This window comes from Paraburkholderia fungorum, assembly GCF_902833645.1.
Lineage (GTDB): Bacteria > Pseudomonadota > Gammaproteobacteria > Burkholderiales > Burkholderiaceae > Paraburkholderia > Paraburkholderia fungorum.
In genome coordinates this window covers 1492615-1509393 of record NZ_CADFGE010000001.1, presented here as the reverse complement: position 1 = coordinate 1509393, position 16779 = coordinate 1492615, and the positions used below count along the sequence as shown (strand labels likewise).

At 60.9% G+C, this 16779-nt stretch carries 15 protein-coding genes; 11 read left to right on the top strand and 4 right to left on the bottom strand.

The features are described 5' to 3' along the window. Positions 1-213, top strand: a 213-nt coding sequence (locus tag HWX91_RS40480; protein WP_208459027.1) for a hypothetical protein, incomplete at its 5' end; no start/stop codon positions are given. Positions 214-334: 121 nt separating this feature from the next. Here the strand turns inward: HWX91_RS40480 and HWX91_RS06745 are convergent. Next, positions 335-1603: an SGNH/GDSL hydrolase family protein gene (locus tag HWX91_RS06745; RefSeq protein WP_028198609.1), complete on the bottom strand. Its 1269-nt coding sequence runs from the start codon at positions 1601-1603 to the stop codon at positions 335-337. A 277-nt stretch (positions 1604-1880) separates the two neighbouring features. Further along, positions 1881-3506, bottom strand: a complete 1626-nt coding sequence (locus HWX91_RS06740) for an NAD(P)/FAD-dependent oxidoreductase (RefSeq protein ID WP_025496390.1) — start codon at positions 3504-3506, stop codon at positions 1881-1883. Positions 3507-3722: 216 nt separating this feature from the next. Here HWX91_RS06740 and paaA point away from each other — a divergent pair, with 216 nt between their 5' ends. The 8 genes from paaA to HWX91_RS06700 all read left to right on the top strand — a co-directional run bounded on the left by paaA (position 3723) and on the right by HWX91_RS06700 (position 10054). Further along, positions 3723-4721, top strand: a complete 999-nt coding sequence (gene paaA / locus HWX91_RS06735) for a 1,2-phenylacetyl-CoA epoxidase subunit PaaA (protein ID WP_028198608.1) — start codon at positions 3723-3725, stop codon at positions 4719-4721. Between the two features lie 55 nt (positions 4722-4776). Beyond that, the gene (gene paaB, locus HWX91_RS06730; RefSeq protein WP_007179854.1) at positions 4777-5061 is read left to right on the top strand and encodes a 1,2-phenylacetyl-CoA epoxidase subunit PaaB; all 285 of its coding nucleotides are present in this window, start codon (positions 4777-4779) and stop codon (positions 5059-5061) included. Positions 5062-5069: 8 nt separating this feature from the next. Then, the gene (paaC, locus tag HWX91_RS06725) at positions 5070-5873 is read left to right on the top strand and encodes a 1,2-phenylacetyl-CoA epoxidase subunit PaaC (protein WP_028198607.1); all 804 of its coding nucleotides are present in this window, start codon (positions 5070-5072) and stop codon (positions 5871-5873) included. A gap of 43 nt (positions 5874-5916) precedes the next feature. Next, positions 5917-6459, top strand: coding sequence for a 1,2-phenylacetyl-CoA epoxidase subunit PaaD (gene paaD / locus HWX91_RS06720; protein WP_028198606.1), 543 nt, complete (start codon positions 5917-5919; stop codon positions 6457-6459). 1 nt (position 6460) lies between these two features. Beyond that, positions 6461-7549: a 1,2-phenylacetyl-CoA epoxidase subunit PaaE gene (paaE, locus tag HWX91_RS06715; RefSeq protein ID WP_025496386.1), complete on the top strand. Its 1089-nt coding sequence runs from the start codon at positions 6461-6463 to the stop codon at positions 7547-7549. 158 nt (positions 7550-7707) lie between these two features. Further along, a complete protein-coding gene (locus HWX91_RS06710) occupies positions 7708-8520 on the top strand; it encodes a DUF1835 domain-containing protein (protein WP_025496385.1) in 813 nt (270 codons plus the stop codon). A 14-nt stretch (positions 8521-8534) separates the two neighbouring features. Beyond that, positions 8535-9143 carry a TetR/AcrR family transcriptional regulator gene (locus HWX91_RS06705; protein WP_025496384.1) on the top strand — a complete coding sequence of 203 codons (609 nt, stop codon included), beginning with the start codon at positions 8535-8537 and terminating at the stop codon, positions 9141-9143. Positions 9144-9385: 242 nt separating this feature from the next. Next, entirely contained in the window at positions 9386-10054 is a 669-nt protein-coding gene (locus tag HWX91_RS06700) for a GNAT family N-acetyltransferase (RefSeq protein ID WP_028198605.1), read from the top strand. Between the two features lie 81 nt (positions 10055-10135). Here the strand turns inward: HWX91_RS06700 and HWX91_RS06695 are convergent, their stop codons facing one another. Then, the gene (locus HWX91_RS06695; RefSeq protein ID WP_028198604.1) at positions 10136-10633 is read right to left on the bottom strand and encodes an Lrp/AsnC family transcriptional regulator; all 498 of its coding nucleotides are present in this window, start codon (positions 10631-10633) and stop codon (positions 10136-10138) included. A gap of 208 nt (positions 10634-10841) precedes the next feature. Here HWX91_RS06695 and hppD point away from each other — a divergent pair, with 208 nt between their 5' ends. Then, complete coding sequence (gene hppD / locus HWX91_RS06690; RefSeq protein WP_028198603.1) at positions 10842-11939, top strand: 4-hydroxyphenylpyruvate dioxygenase; 1098 nt, start codon at positions 10842-10844, stop codon at positions 11937-11939. Between the two features lie 138 nt (positions 11940-12077). Here the strand turns inward: hppD and HWX91_RS06685 are convergent, their stop codons facing one another. Continuing rightward, positions 12078-12284 (bottom strand): hypothetical protein, encoded by a 207-nt coding sequence (locus HWX91_RS06685; protein WP_028198602.1) that lies wholly within the window; start codon positions 12282-12284, stop codon positions 12078-12080. A gap of 347 nt (positions 12285-12631) precedes the next feature. On the opposite strand from HWX91_RS06685, the gene HWX91_RS06680 reads away from it, so the two are divergent. Next, positions 12632-16231 carry an indolepyruvate ferredoxin oxidoreductase family protein gene (locus tag HWX91_RS06680; RefSeq protein ID WP_028198601.1) on the top strand — a complete coding sequence of 1200 codons (3600 nt, stop codon included), beginning with the start codon at positions 12632-12634 and terminating at the stop codon, positions 16229-16231. The last annotated feature ends 548 nt before the right edge of the window (positions 16232-16779 follow it).

The window sequence follows — 16779 nt, the reverse complement described above, 5'->3', positions numbered from 1 at the left end:
GAGTCCACCGCGCGTCGCGCATCAAGCGCCCACACTTATCGGCTGTTAATTTTTAAAGATCGAGTCCGCATTCACTACCGAATCCGCACCGTGTTGCCCACCTGCGCAACCACCGGTACCGCTTCGTTCTGCGTCGCTGCATCAGCAGCAGAGAAACGAGATTATGAAGGCTCTTTTTCGTTCTGTCAACAATATTTTTCCGCTTTCGCTTAAAACCTTATTGACATCACAGCCGCTGGTTTCCGCCGCGGCCCTCGTTCGCAAACGAGGAGCCGAACTATAGGCGAACCTCAGCCATGTGACAAGGCTTTGGCGAAAATCTTTTTCTGACGACTCACTTCCGGGTCGAATTCACTAAAGCTGTGATCGGAACCGCGCCAGCCATTGCTGCGTATCCCGCGTCGCTGGGATGAATATGATCGCCACTATCAAAGGCTCGTTGCAGACGGCTCGGTTGCGCCGGATCGCGTAGCGCCGCGTCGAAATCCACGATGCCGTCGAACGCGTGGCTGGTCCGAATCCACTGATTGACCGCCAGGCGGATTGCCTCCCGCAAGGCCGGCAACGAAGCCGGGGTCAACGTTGCGCCAAACACTTTTACGCCATGGCGCCGCGCATCCGCGATCACCCGCTGATAACCGGCAGTCAGGTCGGCAGCAGTCACCGAGGTATGGGGCGAATCACAGTCGAGGCCGTTACGTGCAGGCATCTCGGAGAAATTGATGTCGTTGATGCCGATCAGCAGAATCGCCGTCTTCACGCCCGGACGCTCCAGCACGTCCCGGTCGAACCGCCGCACGAGCGCATCGCCGTAGCAGACTGAGTCGCTCAATAAGCGATTGCCGCTGATGCCAAGATTGACGATCGCCGTCGAGCGATCACCAGTGCTGGCGAACCGACGCGCCAGCGCGTCCGGCCAGCGTCGGTTCTGATTCAGACTGGAACGCATGCCGTCGGTGATCGAGTCGCCGATCGCAGCGACTGCAACCGCCGAAGGCGCATCCACCGACAACCCCGTCACCCACACATATTGCGTAAACCGTCCGCGAAACGACTCCGCAGAGGCGTCGGCGGCATGATTTCCCGGCGAGGAAACGAAGTTCAACTGGCTCGAGACCCGATGCCACGCCACGATTCGTTGGTCCGGCCCCATGAACGCGCTAACCGCGTAAGGCGCGCCTTCTACGATGTCGATGGCAATCGGGTCGCTGTCCAGCTCTGCTCCCGCCGGTACGCTCACCGAATTCTTGCCGCCAAATGTCACCCGCGCATCGCCATTGCCGAGCGCAGCAGCTCCGCCGGCCGAGCGCGCGATGCGCAAATCTTCGATGACAAGCGGTGTCTTGCCGTACTCGTTGCTGAGATGAATTCGCGCGGATTTACCCGCCAGCGTGGGATAGATGATCTGACGAACCGTCCGCCCTGCGACTTCCGGAGCGCGGTAAAGCGGCGGCAAATCCGAGCGCTGCGGGATGGGCTGCAAGGCAGTTGCCCACGCGGTAACCCAATGCGCTGAGGCGTCGGCGGCAAAAACAGTCGAGGAAACGGCGAATTGGCAAAGCAGCGCCGCGCCACATGCGGCAGCCAGGGTGCGAATGGTCATTCGGGTGGTCAGTTCGATGCGAAACGTGCATTGTGCCCGATCGCCAAGGCCATCGCGGCTCACCGCGCGGATGCCACCCTGCTGTCGCCGCGCCTCATATCAGGATGGCAGCATCGAAAGATCGTTGAGTACCGACAACGTAAAGTACGGAGATCCGGCCGTTGGAGCGGGAACCGGACGTATTCGGATCTCGGTGCGAAGAGCACGACAAAGTACGGAATTTCAGGCGGGGTGCCTGCGCCGCAGTCATCCGACGCAAGCGCAGACGCATCGCCAATCAGCCCGCTGCCGACGCCCCGGTCATTTTCAACGCAAGCGCCTCGGCCACTTCGATCCCGTCGATGGCTGCCGAGTAAATTCCGCCCGCGTATCCCGCGCCCTCTCCCGCCGGATACAGGCCCTCGACATTCATGCTCTGATAGTCGTCCCGGCGCCGCACGCGAATCGGCGACGATGTTCGCGTCTCGACGCCCGTCAGCACAGCATCATGCATGGCAAACCCGGCGATCTTCTTGTCCATCTGCGGCAAAGCTTCGCGGATCGCTTCGATCACGTAGTCGGGCAGCGCGGTGCTGAGATCGGTCGGATGCACGCCCGGCTTATAGGACGGCACCACCGATCCCAGCGAAGTAGACGGCCGCCCGGCGATAAAGTCGCCGACCAGCTGACCCGGCGCCATATAGTTGCCGCCACCCAGTTCGAAGGCCCGCTCTTCCCATTTACGCTGGAAGGCAATACCGGCGAGCGGGCCGCCCGGATAGTCGTCCGGCGTGATGCCGACGACAATCCCGGCGTTGGCATTGCGCTCCGCCCGCGAATACTGGCTCATTCCGTTGGTCACCACGCGGCCCGGCTCGGAGGTTGCCGCGACCACCGTGCCGCCAGGGCACATGCAGAAGCTATAAACCGCGCGCCCATTGCTGCAATGGTGCACAACCTTATAGTCGGCGGCGCCAAGCTGCTTGTGCCCCGCGAACTTGCCGAAACGGCTGCGATCGATCAGCCCTTGCGGATGTTCGATCCGGAAACCGAGCGAAAACGGTTTTGCTTCGATATAGACACCGCGGTCGCTCAGCATCTGGAAGGTATCGCGCGCACTATGACCGACCGCCAGCACGACATGGTCGCAGCGCAGCGTTTCACCCGTCGACAGTTTGAGCCCGCGCACCTTGCCCTGATCGATTTCGATATCGTCGACCCGCGACTCGAAACGCACCTCGCCGCCCAGTTCGTGAATGGTCGCGCGCATCTTTTCGACCATGCTAACCAGACGGAACGTGCCGATATGAGGCCGGCTCAGATAGAGAATGTCCTCCGGCGCACCGGCGCGGACGAACTCCTCGAGCACCTTGCGGCCGTAGTGCTTCGGATCCTTGATCTGGCTGTATAGCTTGCCGTCCGAGAACGTGCCCGCGCCGCCTTCGCCGAACTGCACGTTCGATTCCGGATTGAGCACGGACTTACGCCATAGCCCGAAAGTGTCCTTGGTGCGCTCCCGTACGGCCTTGCCGCGCTCGAGAATGATCGGACGAAAGCCCATTTGTGCAAGGATCAGCCCCGCGAACAACCCGCATGGCCCCATACCGATCACGACTGGCCGCAAAGAAGCCATCTGAGCCGGCGCTTTGGCGACAAAATGGTACGTCATGTCCGGCGTCACACCGCAGTGCGGTACATCGGCAAGCCGTTTGAGCGCGGCCGCTTCATCCTTCACCTCGACGTCGACGATATACGTGAGCTTGATGTCGGCGCGCTTACGCGCGTCGTGCGCGCGGCGGAACACGGTGTAACGGATGAGCCCGTCGTCAGCCACGCCGAGGTCAGCGAGGCGCGCGCGGACGGCGGCTTCGAGAGCACTCTCGGGGTGATCGAGCGGGAGTTTGATTTCGCTTAGACGTAACATGAGTACCGGGGGATGCAGGAAGGCCGCAAATCGCAGCCAATTCGCAATTTTATAGGTTAAGTGTCCGCACGGGGCAGTGGCGCAAGTGAAACGCCGCCGGCGGCACGCCGTCACGCCCCTATCGATGATCGCAGTCCGTCTCAAAAAATTTATTAACCGACCGGTCGGTTGGTTTATACTGCGCAAACACAGACAACTTCCGCTGAGAGCGTCCCCATGTACACGCAATCCCTGGATATCCCCGGCAATGTCGCCCCGCTCGACGCGGCAGCGGGTTCGCCCGAGCAGGCGCAATTCGACGCGGTCATGGCCGCCGACGGCAAGATCGAGCCTCAAGACTGGATGCCCGACGCCTACCGCAAGACGTTGGTGCGGCAGATCTCGCAGCACGCGCACTCCGAAATCGTCGGCATGCTGCCCGAGGGCAACTGGATCACGCGCGCGCCCAGCCTGAAGCGCAAGGCGATCCTCCTCGCCAAGGTGCAGGATGAAGCCGGCCATGGCCTCTATCTATATAGTGCGGCCGAAACGCTCGGCGTGTCGCGCGACCAGTTGATCGCAGCGCTACATTCGGGCAAGGCTAAGTATTCAAGCATCTTCAATTACCCGACGCCTACATGGGCAGACGTCGGCGTGATCGGCTGGCTGGTGGACGGCGCGGCGATCATGAACCAGATTCCGCTGTGCCGCTGCACGTACGGTCCGTACGCACGCGCCATGATCCGTATCTGCAAGGAAGAATCGTTCCATCAGCGCCAGGGATTCGACGCGCTCATGTCGATGATGAGCGGCACCGAAGCGCAACGCGAACTGGTCCAGCAAGCCGTGAACCGCTGGTGGTGGCCGGTGCTGATGATGTTCGGTCCGAGCGACAAGGATTCGATCCACAGCAATCAATCGTCGAAATGGGGCATCAAGCGCATCTCGAACGACGACCTGCGCCAGAAATTCGTCGACGCGACCGTCGACCAGGCCAAGGTGCTCGGCGTCACGCTGCCGGATCCGAACCTGAAGTGGAACGAAGCCCGCGGCCACTATGACTACGGCGACATCGACTGGGAAGAATTCTGGCGCGTCGTGAATGGCGACGGCCCGTGCAACCGTGAGCGTCTCGCGACCCGCGTGAAAGCGCACGACGACGGCGCCTGGGTGCGCGAGGCTGCTCTCGCCCACGCCGAAAAGCAGCGCCAGCGCGCGCAACAGCACGCCGCTTAACTCATACAGTCACGCACTCACGCGACAAGCCGAACAAAGTATCAGGAGATCAGCAATGAACAAGGAATGGCCGATTTGGGAAGTCTTCGTGCGCAGCAAGCAGGGACTCGACCATAAACACTGCGGCAGCCTGCATGCCGCCGACGCGCCGATGGCGCTGCGCATGGCGCGCGACGTCTACACCCGCCGCCAGGAAGGCGTAAGCATCTGGGTGGTGCCGTCCTCGGCGATCACGGCGTCCGCGCCGGAAGACAAGGCGGAGCTGTTTGAACCGGCTGGCGACAAGATTTACCGCCACCCGACGTTCTACACGCTCCCCGACGAAGTCAACCACATGTAAGCGCGGCCATGAACATCACGCCCCAACATCTGCAGTACGTGCTGCGCCTCGCGGACACCGCGCTGATCCTCGGTCAGCGCAATACCGAGTGGTGCGGCCACGGCCCGATCCTCGAAGAGGACATCGCGCTGTCGAACATGAGTCTGGATCTGATCGGCCAGGCGCGTTTGCTGTACACGCACGCCGCCACGCTGGAACAGCAACTCACCGGCAAAAGCCGCACGGAAGACGACTACGCGTACTTCCGCGCCGAGCGCGAATTCGCCAACTACACGCTGGCCGAGTTGCCGCACTACGGCCCGCTCGCCGGCACCGCGCAAGCCGAGAAGGATTACGCGGTCACGATCGTGCGCAATTTCCTGTACTCGACGCTGATGGCGCATCTGTGGTCGGCGCTCACTGCTTCGAAGGATGAGCAGCTTGCCGCGATCGCCTCCAAGTCGATCAAGGAAACCAGCTATCACGTGCATCACGCGAGCGAATGGCTGATCCGTTTCGGTGACGGCACGGACGAATCGCATCGCCGCGCGCAAGCCGCACTCGACTATCTGCTGCCGTACACGCGTGAGTTTTTCAGTGCCGACGCCGTGGAAGAAACCGTCGCCGCCGCGGACATCGGGCCGCTGACGTCGGACCTGGAAGCAGCATGGCTCGAAGACGTCAAAGCCACCCTCGACGAAGCCACGCTCAAGCTGCCTGAAGCGGTCAAGCACATCACGACCGGCAAGCACGGTGAGCACTCGGAGCACATGGGCTTCGTGCTGGCTGAAATGCAAAGCCTCGCGCGCCAGCATCCCGGCGCGACCTGGTAAGCGCGCAGCCACGCACAAAACCGGAACCCGACGGAACTTCACGATGACGACCTCGACTGCCACGCCCACTGCCGATGCCACGCTGGAACGCGCTTGGGCCGTGCTCGAAACGGTGCCTGACCCGGAGATTCCGGTGGTGTCGATTCGGGAACTCGGTATTCTGCGCGACGTGCGGCGCGCCGCCGACGGCGCGCTGGAAGTCGTGATCACGCCGACCTATTCCGGGTGCCCGGCGATGTCGCAGATCGCCGAAGACGTCGCTCATGCGCTCGATGTGGCCGAGCTGAAGCCGTATCGAATTGCCACGGTCCTCGCTCCGGCCTGGACCACCGACTGGATGACGGCCGACGCGCGCGAAAAGCTGCGCGCCTACGGAATCGCACCGCCCACAGGCAACTGCGGCACCGCCGTGCAGCCGCAGGAAAAAGTGCTGCGTTTCATGCCGCGCGCGCTGCCGGCGCCGTCGTGTCCGCGCTGCGGCTCGGCGCATACCGAGCGTCTCGCGCAATTCGGCTCGACGGCCTGCAAAGCGCTCTATCGCTGCCTCGACTGCCGCGAACCCTTCGACTACTTCAAACCATACTGATATGGCTACCCCGCAATTCCATCCGCTGCGTATCCGCGAAGTGCGGCCAGAAACCGCTGACGCGGTGTCGGTCGCTTTCGAAGTCCCCGCCGAGCTACGCGATCAGTATCGCTTCACGCAAGGCCAGTTCGTCACGCTGAAAACGCACATCGACGGTGAAGAAACGCGCCGTTCGTATTCGATCTGCGTCGGCGTCACCGATTACGACCGCGACGGCGAACTGCGCATCGGCATCAAGCGCGTGCGTGGCGGGCGTTTCTCGAACTTCGCGTTCGACACGCTACAGCCCGGCCATACGATTGACGTGATGACGCCCGATGGCCGCTTCTTCACCCACCTGAACGCCGATCAAGGCCAGCAGTACATCGCGTTTGCCGGCGGATCGGGCATCACGCCGGTGCTCGCCATCATCAAGACGACGCTCGAAGTCGAGCCGCGCAGCACCTTCACGCTGGTGTACGGCAACCGCAGCGTCGACCAGATCATGTTCGCGGAAGAACTCGAAGACCTGAAGAACCGCTTCATGAACCGCTTCGTGCTCTATCACGTGCTGTCCGACGACTTGCAGGACGTCGAGCTGTTTAACGGCGTGCTCGACGAGGAGAAGTGCGCGGCCTTCATCGAAAATCTGTTGCCGGCGGACGCAATCGACGAAGCCTTCATCTGCGGCCCCGCCCCGATGATGGATGCCGCCGAGGCCGCACTGAAAGCCGCGGGCGTGCCGTCGGCCAAGGTGCACGTAGAGCGCTTCGGCTCGCCGCTGCCGCAAGCGGGCGTGCCGCCGGTCGAAATCACCGAAGACACCCCGGCCGCCGACCTCGAAATTGTCCTCGACGGGAAACGGCGCAAGCTGCGCCTGCCTTACCAGGGCGTGAGCGTGCTCGACGTCGGCCTGCGTGCCGGCCTCGCGCTGCCGTATGCGTGCAAGGGCGGCGTCTGCTGCACATGCCGCGCAAAGGTGCTCGAAGGCGAGGTCAAGATGGAAAAGAATTACACGTTGGAAGAACACGAAATCCGCGACGGCTTCGTGCTGACCTGCCAATGCCATCCGATCAGCGATCGTGTGGTCGTGAGCTACGACGAACGCTAAGCCAGGTGTGCCGGGTTGGCCATACGACGCCCGGAACGCTTTCAGCAGGTCCGCGATCCGCTTACACTAGGGGCCGCTCTCGATTGGACACCTGTTCCGATCGATGAGCGGCCCTTTTTTTGTCTTTTGTCGTTTTCTGCAAGCCCAAGCCACTGCCGATGAGCATCATCCACCTCACCAATGGCGACGTCGCCGCCGAATCACTGCGCGCCGCGCTAGCCGAGGCGGGCCGCGACGATCGCGTGCACGCACTGCGCGACGATCTGGCGGTCGGTCCGCTGCGCGGTATCGATGACGGACCCGACGTGCGAGCGGAATTCTGGGACCGTGTCAGCACCGACACCAGGCGTGATTTTCTGCGCGAATTCCGCGAGCAGGCAGCCGCGCTGGAGAACATCGCACGCAGCGAGGCGAACCTGGTGGTCTGGCACGGTGAAAGCTCAGCCGATCAACTTATGCTGCGCCGCGTCTGCTACCACCTACGCAACAGCCCGCAGCGACTCAATGAGGTGCGACTGTCGATCCGTGACCTCACCGATCCGGGCGCATGGGCGCACAGCCGCAAAGACCGTGCGACCTCCGTCGGCATGTTCGCTCCGACTGTACTGCAAGGGCGTCTGACGGACGCAGCGCCGATTTCCGTTCTACGCATTAGCCGCCTCGCACTCGAATGGCAGGAAGCCAAGCACGCGAATGGCGAGACACGGCGCTGGCGCGACAACACTTTTACGAGCGGCAGCTTCACCGACCTGGACGCGCTGATTCTCGAACAGGCCACCGGCGACTGGCAACCCGCCGCGCGAGTTGCCGCCGAACTGATGACCGCCGATCTCGGGTATCTGGTAAGCGACAGCATCGTCCTGTGGCGCTTTCGCGAACTGGCCTCAACACGCCGCATCAAGCTGCGCGGCGACGCGGGCGCCTGGCGCACCCTGGAAATGTGCGCGGCGCTTGCCCCCTGTCCACACTAATAAAATAGACGACCATGGCCCGTACCCGCGCACCCGACCACGAAACCCAACGCGATCAGATTCTCGAACTGGCCGCGGCGAAATTCGCACAGACCAGCTACCCGAGCACCTCGATGGCCGACCTCGCCGCCGCTAGCGGCACCTCGAAAGCACGCCTGTATCACTACTACGCGAGCAAGGAAGCGATTCTGTTCGATTTGCTCGACCGCTACACGAAGCGACTGATGCTGATCATCGCGGAGGTGGAAGGGGCAAGCCAGCGCCGCGGACTGTCCGAGCGGGAAACCTTCGCGGAACTGATCCGCGCGTTTCTGTCCGAGTACGAGACGTCGCACAGCCGCCACGTCGCGCTGCTCAACGACGTGAAATATCTGGTCGACACCCAGCGGGAGGTCATCCTGAACCGCCAGCGCGACGTGGTCGCGGCGTTCGCGCGGCAGTTGGCACGCGCCTATCCGGAACGCGCCACGCGTGAAAACCAGACCGCACTGACGATGATGGTGTTCGGCATGATCAACTGGACGTTCACCTGGCTCAAGCCGGACGGCCGGATGGGCTATCGGGAATTTGCCGAGCAGGTGGTCAATATGGTGGACCACGGATTGAGCTCTGCCGAGAACTGATTGCGCAGGGCAACATTATTCATACGAGATAACTGCGGCAGGTGGCCTGAACGCAACAACTCGCCGCGAACGCTCGTTCAATTTAATTACCCTTAATAATCAATACATTAAAAAAAGGGCGCCATCTTTTTAGGCATTTGCTTCAGTTTTCGATACGGGTTTTCCCTAGTGTCAAGTCGAGGTTTCCGCTAAAATCGTTTTTGCGGTGCACCATGCCGCTCGATTAAAAGGAGAACCCGACCATGAACATGACTGCACCCCGCACCGCTGAGCCGATCGTCGCACATGATCGTCTGTTGCAGTCAGGCGGTCGTACGCCTGCTCTGGTCCGCGAACTCACCGCCGTCGACCGCGAGCGGCTGCTAACCCACTTCCTCGCGCTTGACGAAGACGACCGCCTCCTGCGTTTCGGCCAGATCGTGCCGAACCACGTTATCGAGAACTACGTCCGCGCGATCGATTTCACGCGCGACACGGTTTTTGGCGTGTTCGACAGTCAGCTGCAACTCACTGGCGTCGGCCATCTGGCGTACCTGCCGGCCGAAGGCGACAAGCGCACAGCCGAATTCGGCGTGTCGGTGCTGGAGAGCGCGCGTGGGCGCGGGGTCGGCTCCAAGCTATTCGAGCGCGCAGCCATCCGCAGCCGCAATACGCATGTCACCACGCTCTATATGCATTGCCTGTCGCGCAATTCGACCATGATGCACATTGCGAAGAAGGCTGGCATGAAGATCGAATACGCGTACGGCGAAGCCGACGCCTATCTGACGCTGCCGCCGGCGGATCAATCGAGCATCATTGCTGAAATGCTGCAGGAGCAAGCCGCGGTGTTTGACTACGCACTTAAGCGCCAGGCGCGTCAGGCGTCGAAGTTGTTCGAATCGTTCATGCCCGCAGCTGAGGCCGCTTAACCGGTCTGCGTTTCGAGCGAAAAAAGGGCAGCCTCGCGGCTGCCCTTTTTGTTTGTCTGTCAGTTGACGGTAGCCCGGTGCTCACAAAATCGGCAGCGCTGTCGTCTCCTTGAACTTCTCGAGCGAAAAGCTCGTCTTCACGTCGATCACAGAAGGGTGGTGCAGCAACTGCTCCTGCACGAAACGTGAAAAGTGCGCCATATCCTCGACCTGCACACGCAGCAGGTAATCCATATCGCCCGTCATGGCGTGGCATGCGACCACCTCCGGCCACGTCTGCACCGCCGCGCGAAACAGATCGGCATGCGTGGCCCCGCTGCGCGAGCCGAGCGCCGGACCGCTGCGCTTTTCCAACCGTACGTTGACATAGGCCAGCAGGTCGAGCCCAAGCTTTTGCGGATCCAGCAGCGCAACGTAGCCTCGAATCACCCCACTCTCCTCCAATCGACGGATGCGCCGCAGACACGGGCTCGGGGATAGATTGATGCGCTCAGCGATCTCCTGATTCGACAGCCGGCCATTCTCCTGAAGGATTGCCAGAATGCGCCTGTCGATGGCGTCTATCTCTATTTTGGCCATTTCCTGCTACCCAGATTGAAAATCAAGCTAGAAAATAGCTTAAGCGTATCGACGCACGATTAATTTCGCAAGTTTTCGTCGCCAGCCGGCCTTTACACTTGCGTCATTCAGTCGCGCTAACTCGCCCCCTCCCCCATCAACATTTAGCCTTGCATGGGACCGGAGTAAGTGCTGAAGCGCCAACTCTGGTCGACATAGGAGACAGACAATGCAGGTTTCAACTTGGGAAAACCCGGTCGGCACCGACGGCTTCGAATTCATCGAATACACCGCCCCGGACCCGAAAGCGCTCGGCAAGCTGTTCGAACAGATGGGCTTCACTGCGGTGGCCCGGCATCGTCACAAAGACGTGACGCTGTATCGCCAGGGTGACATCAATTTCATTGTCAACGGGGAACAGCATTCGTTCGCGCAACGTTTCACGCGGCTGCATGGCCCGTCGATCTGCGCGATCGCTTTCCGCGTCCAGGACGCGGCGAAGGCTTACGAGCAGGCTCTGGAAAAAGGCGCCTGGGGCTTCGACAACAAGACCGGCCCGATGGAATTGAACATCCCGGCAATCAAGGGTATCGGCGACTCGCTGATCTATTTCGTCGACCGCTGGCGAGGCAAGAACGGCGCCGAGGCGGGCAGCATTGGCAACATCGATATTTACGACGTCGACTTCGAACCGATCCCGGGTGCGAATCCCCATCCGGTCGGCCACGGCCTGACCTATATCGATCACCTGACGCACAACGTCCATCGCGGCCGCATGCAGGAGTGGGCGGAGTTCTACGAGCGTCTATTCAATTTCCGTGAAGTCCGCTACTTCGACATCGAAGGCAAGGTGACCGGCGTGAAATCGAAGGCGATGACCTCGCCGTGCGGCAAGATCCGCATTCCGATCAACGAAGAAGGCTCGGACGTGGCCGGTCAAATCCAGGAATACCTGGACGAGTACCACGGCGAAGGCATTCAGCACATCGCGCTGGGCAGCAACGACATCTACCGCACGGTGGACGGCTTGCGCGCGGCGAACATCTCGCTGCTCGATACGATCGACACGTACTATGAACTGGTCGACCGCCGCGTACCGAACCACGGCGAGCCGCTCGACGAATTGCGCAAGCGCAAGATCCTGATCGACGGCGCCCCCGACGACTTGCTGCTGCAGATCTTCACCGAAAACCAGATTGGGCCGATCTTCTTCGAGATCATCCAGCGCAAGGGCAACCAGGGCTTCGGCGAGGGTAATTTCAAGGCGCTGTTCGAATCGATCGAACTGGATCAGATTCGCCGCGGCGTGGTCCAGGACAAAGCCTGACGACTAAAAGCCGGCGCAGAATCTGAGAGAAATAAAAAAGGGCGAGGATCTTGCGATCCTCGCCCTTCATTGTTTGTGCCCTTGCCCGAAGCACGGACAGCGGCAGATTTTCAACCAATACGTCGCTTCAGCGACGCATCACGAATTCTGATCTTCCTCGTCGGCCTTCGCGGATCGTGCAAGGCGTTCCACCGCAACGCGTGCGGGCGCGACTTGCGCCGTGCTGGTGATCGCGTTCGACAGCGCTCCTGCGCTGCCCGAGTTGGTGCTCGAGCGCACCGGTGCGCTCATGGCGAAGAATGCGGCCGAAACCATCAGGAACGTCTGGATGTTTCTCGTGTTCATGCGTACTCCTTTTCTAACTGCCCTGCTGTCCTGAAGCTCCACCGAATGCGGAGCGTTGCGCAGACATTGCTCGCAGGTGGGGTATTAGACAGACATTTCAACTGCGGTTCCGCAGATTTGTAGTTTTTACAGCTTGTTACAGTGCGACTCGAAAGCAGAAAGTCGTCCGTCTGTATCTGGCGAAAATCACGCTGCACCGCCGCATTTCCGGACACGCTGCGGCGGGTTTTTACCAGTGCTACCATCACTTAAAACACGTCAATATGGCGACCCCGGCCATACGCATTCACAAGATGCCGCGGCCCAAAAGTTTTGGCGATCCCAAACTGGGTGGAGGAGTACACATAATGAATGCCCCGCTAGACGCAGGTCAGCGAGCCTCGCTCGAAGCCGCTCTATCTTCCGTCACGCTCGACGACAAATACACCCTCGAACGCGGCCGCGCGTACATGAGCGGCATCCAGGCGCTAGTGCGTCTGCCGATGTTGCAGCAGGAACGCGACCAGGCGGCCGGGCTCAATACCGCTGGGTTTATCTCCGGTTATCGCGGATCGCCACTCGGCGGACTCGACCAGTCTCTGTGGAAAGCGAAGCAACATCTCGCCGCGCACCGGGTGGTCTTCCAACCCGGCGTCAACGAGGACCTCGCGGCGACCGCCGTCTGGGGTTCACAGCAGGTCAATCTGTATCCGAGCGCCAAATACGACGGCGTGTTCTCGATGTGGTACGGCAAGGGCCCGGGCGTCGACCGCTCCGGCGACGTCTTCAAACACGGCAATTCGGCCGGCTCGTCGCAACACGGCGGCGTTCTCGTGCTCGCCGGCGACGACCACGCCGCCAAATCCTCGACGCTCGCGCATCAGTCGGAACACATCTTCAAGGCGTGCGGCCTGCCGGTGCTGTTTCCGTCGAACGTGCAGGAATATCTGGATTTCGGCTTACACGGCTGGGCGATGAGCCGCTACTCCGGCCTGTGGGTGGCGATGAAGTGCGTGACCGACGTGGTTGAATCGTCAGCTTCCGTCGATATCGACCCGCATCGCACAAAAATCATTCTGCCGGACGACTTCGCGATGCCCGAAGGCGGCCTGAATATTCGCTGGCCGGATCCGCCATTGGTGCAGGAAGCACGTCTGCTCGACTACAAGTGGTACGCGGCGCTCGCCTATGTGCGCGCGAACAAACTGGACCGCGTCGAAATCGATTCGCCGCATGCGCGTTTCGGCATCATGACCGGCGGCAAGGCTTATCTTGATGTGCGTCAGGCGCTGACCGACCTCGGCCTCGATGACGAAACCTGTTCGCGCATAGGCATCCGTTTGTACAAAGTCGGCTGTGTGTGGCCGCTTGAAGCACAAGGCGCCCATGCGTTCGCGCGCGGTCTTCAGGAAATTCTGGTGGTCGAAGAGAAGCGCCAGATTCTCGAATACGCAATTAAGGAAGAACTGTACAACTGGCCCGATGCGCAGCGTCCGCGCGTATTCGGCAAATTCGACGAGAAGGACGGCGCGGGCGGCGAATGGTCAGTGCCGATGGGCAACTGGCTGCTGCCGGCCCACTACGAGCTTTCGCCGGCGATCATCGCCAAGGCGATCGCCACGCGGCTCGACAAGTTCGACCTGCCGTCCGACGTTCGCGCGCGCATTGCAACACGCATCGCGGTAATTGAAGCGAAGGAAAAAGCTCTGGCGCGTCCGCGCGTCGAAGCCGAACGCAAGCCGTGGTTCTGCTCGGGTTGTCCGCACAACACCTCGACGAACGTGCCGGAAGGCTCACGTGCGATGGCCGGCATCGGCTGCCACTACATGACCGTCTGGATGGACCGCAGCACTAGCACCTTCAGCCAGATGGGCGGCGAAGGCGTCGCGTGGATCGGCCAGGCGCCGTTCACCAACGACAAGCACGTATTCGCCAACCTCGGCGACGGCACGTACTTCCATTCGGGCCTGCTCGCAATTCGCGCGGCAATCGCGTCGAAAGCAAATATCACCTACAAGATTCTCTATAACGACGCCGTCGCGATGACGGGCGGCCAGCCGGTCGACGGCGTGCTGACCGTGCCGCAGATTACGCATCAACTGGCTGCGGAAGGCGCGACGAAAATCGTGATCGTCACCGACGAACCGGAGAAATATTCGGCGAACGTCGGTCTCGCGCCGGGCATCGACATCCATCATCGCGACCAGCTCGACGAAGTTCAGCGTCAGCTTCGCGAGATTCCCGGCACTACTATCCTGATCTACGACCAGACCTGCGCAACCGAGAAGCGGCGCCGCAGGAAACGCGGCACGTATCCGGATCCGGCGCGCCGTGTCGTGATCAACGAAGCGGTGTGCGAAGGCTGCGGCGACTGCTCGGTCAAGTCGAATTGCCTGTCCGTGGAACCGCTCGATACCGAGTTCGGCACTAAACGCCAGATCAATCAGTCGACCTGCAACAAGGACTTCTCATGCGTGAACGGGTTCTGCCCGAGTTTTGTCTCGGTGGAAGGCGGACAACTGCGCAAGCCGAAGGCGGCGTCAGGCATCGTCGCCGATGCGATGCCGCCGGTGCCGGAACCTGAGTTGCCGTCGATCGAGCGTCCCTATGGCGTGCTGGTGACAGGCGTCGGCGGCACGGGTGTCGTGACGATCGGCGCATTGCTCGGGATGGCCGCGCACCTGGAAAACAAAGGCGTCACGGTACTCGACGTCACCGGCCTCGCGCAAAAGGGCGGCGCTGTGATGAGCCACGTGCAGATCGCGAGGAACCCGGCCGACATCCACGCAACCCGCATCGCGATGGGCGAAGCCAGTCTCGTGATCGGCTGCGATGCGATCGTCACGGCAAGCGACGAATGCGTCTCGCGGATGCAGGCCGGTCACACGCGCGTCGTGCTCAATAGCGCACACACGCCGACCGCCGCGTTGATCAAGAACCCCGACTGGCGTTTTCCCGGCAGCAGCACGGAAGCGGACGTGCGCGCCGGTGCGGGAGACGACGGTGTCGATATGGTCGACGCGAATCACTTCGCCGTCGCGCTGCTCGGCGATGCGATCTACACGAACCCGTTCGTGCTCGGCTATGCGTGGCAACGCGGCTGGGTGCCGCTGACCTATCAGTCGCTGATGCGCGCGATCGAGCTGAACAACGTGCAGGTCGAGAAGAACCGCGCGGCGTTCGAATGGGGGCGCCGTGCCGCACATGACCTCCCCGCGGTGCGCAAGCTCGCACAGTCGCAAGGACGCGGTGCCGCAGCGGAAACGACGAGCAACAAGATCATCTCGCTGCATACGCCAAAGGCGCTCGACACGCTGATCGACAAGCGCGCCGACTATCTCGCCGCATACCAGAACGCGGCTTACGCGGACCGTTATCGTGCGTTGGTGGCGCAAGTGCGTGTGGCGGAATCCGCGCTCGATTCAATCGACAGCCAGTTGCCGTTGACCGAAGCGGTCGCGAAAAATCTGCATAAGCTGATGGCTTACAAGGACGAGTATGAAGTCGCGCGCCTGTACAGCGACCCGGCATTCATCGAGAAACTGAACGCGACTTTTGAAGGCGACTGGAAGCTGCACCTCCATCTCGCGCCGCCGACATTCTCGAAGAAGGACGCCAAAGGTCATCTGGTCAAGAAGAAGTATGGACCGTGGATGTTCAGCGCCATGCATATGTTGGCCAGACTGAAATTCCTGCGCGGCACGGCACTCGATCCGTTCGGCAAGACTGAAGAACGTCGCACTGAGCGCGCGCTGATTGGGGAATATGAAGCGCTGGTGCGTGAGCTGATCGGAGGCCTGACTGCGCAAAAGCGCGAGCTGGCCGTCGAACTGGCGAATCTGCCGGATGGCATCCGCGGCTATGGCCATGTGAAGGAAAATAATCTGAAGGGCGTGCGGGTCAAGTGGAACGAGTTGCTAACGCGCTGGCGCTCGCCGGAAGCGGGGAAAACTCAGCACGCGGCTTGATTGCATTGCCGGCTTGATTTGCCAACGCTGGCCTGAAAATGGAAAAGGCGGCTGCCCTTGCGGACAGTCGCCTTTTTTTTGCCTGCTTCGACACGTGATGCGTGTGTACAAGAACAAGCGGTACTGCTCCTTCCAACAACACAACAATCAACCAAAAACAAACAATTACCAGACAACAACTACTTACTGCGACTTCAACTACTTACTGCAACTTCAACTGCCCACAGCAACTTCAACTGCCCACAGCAACTTCAACTGCCTACTGCAACTTCAACCACCTACTGCAACTTCAACCACCTACTGCAACTTCAACTACCTACTGCAACTTCAACTACCTACTGCAACTTCAACTACCTACTGCAACAACACACATCTACTGCAACTACTACAACCCATTGGTACAACTGTCTTCATCAGCAGAACTGCAACTACTCAACACCAGAGTTGAAGCGCAACGCCAGATTCGATGCAACGAAGTGACCAGCCGACTGTTTCGTTGCCATCGCGTAGTGCCGCGCCTCAGAAGTAACTTTACAAAAGTGTCACAG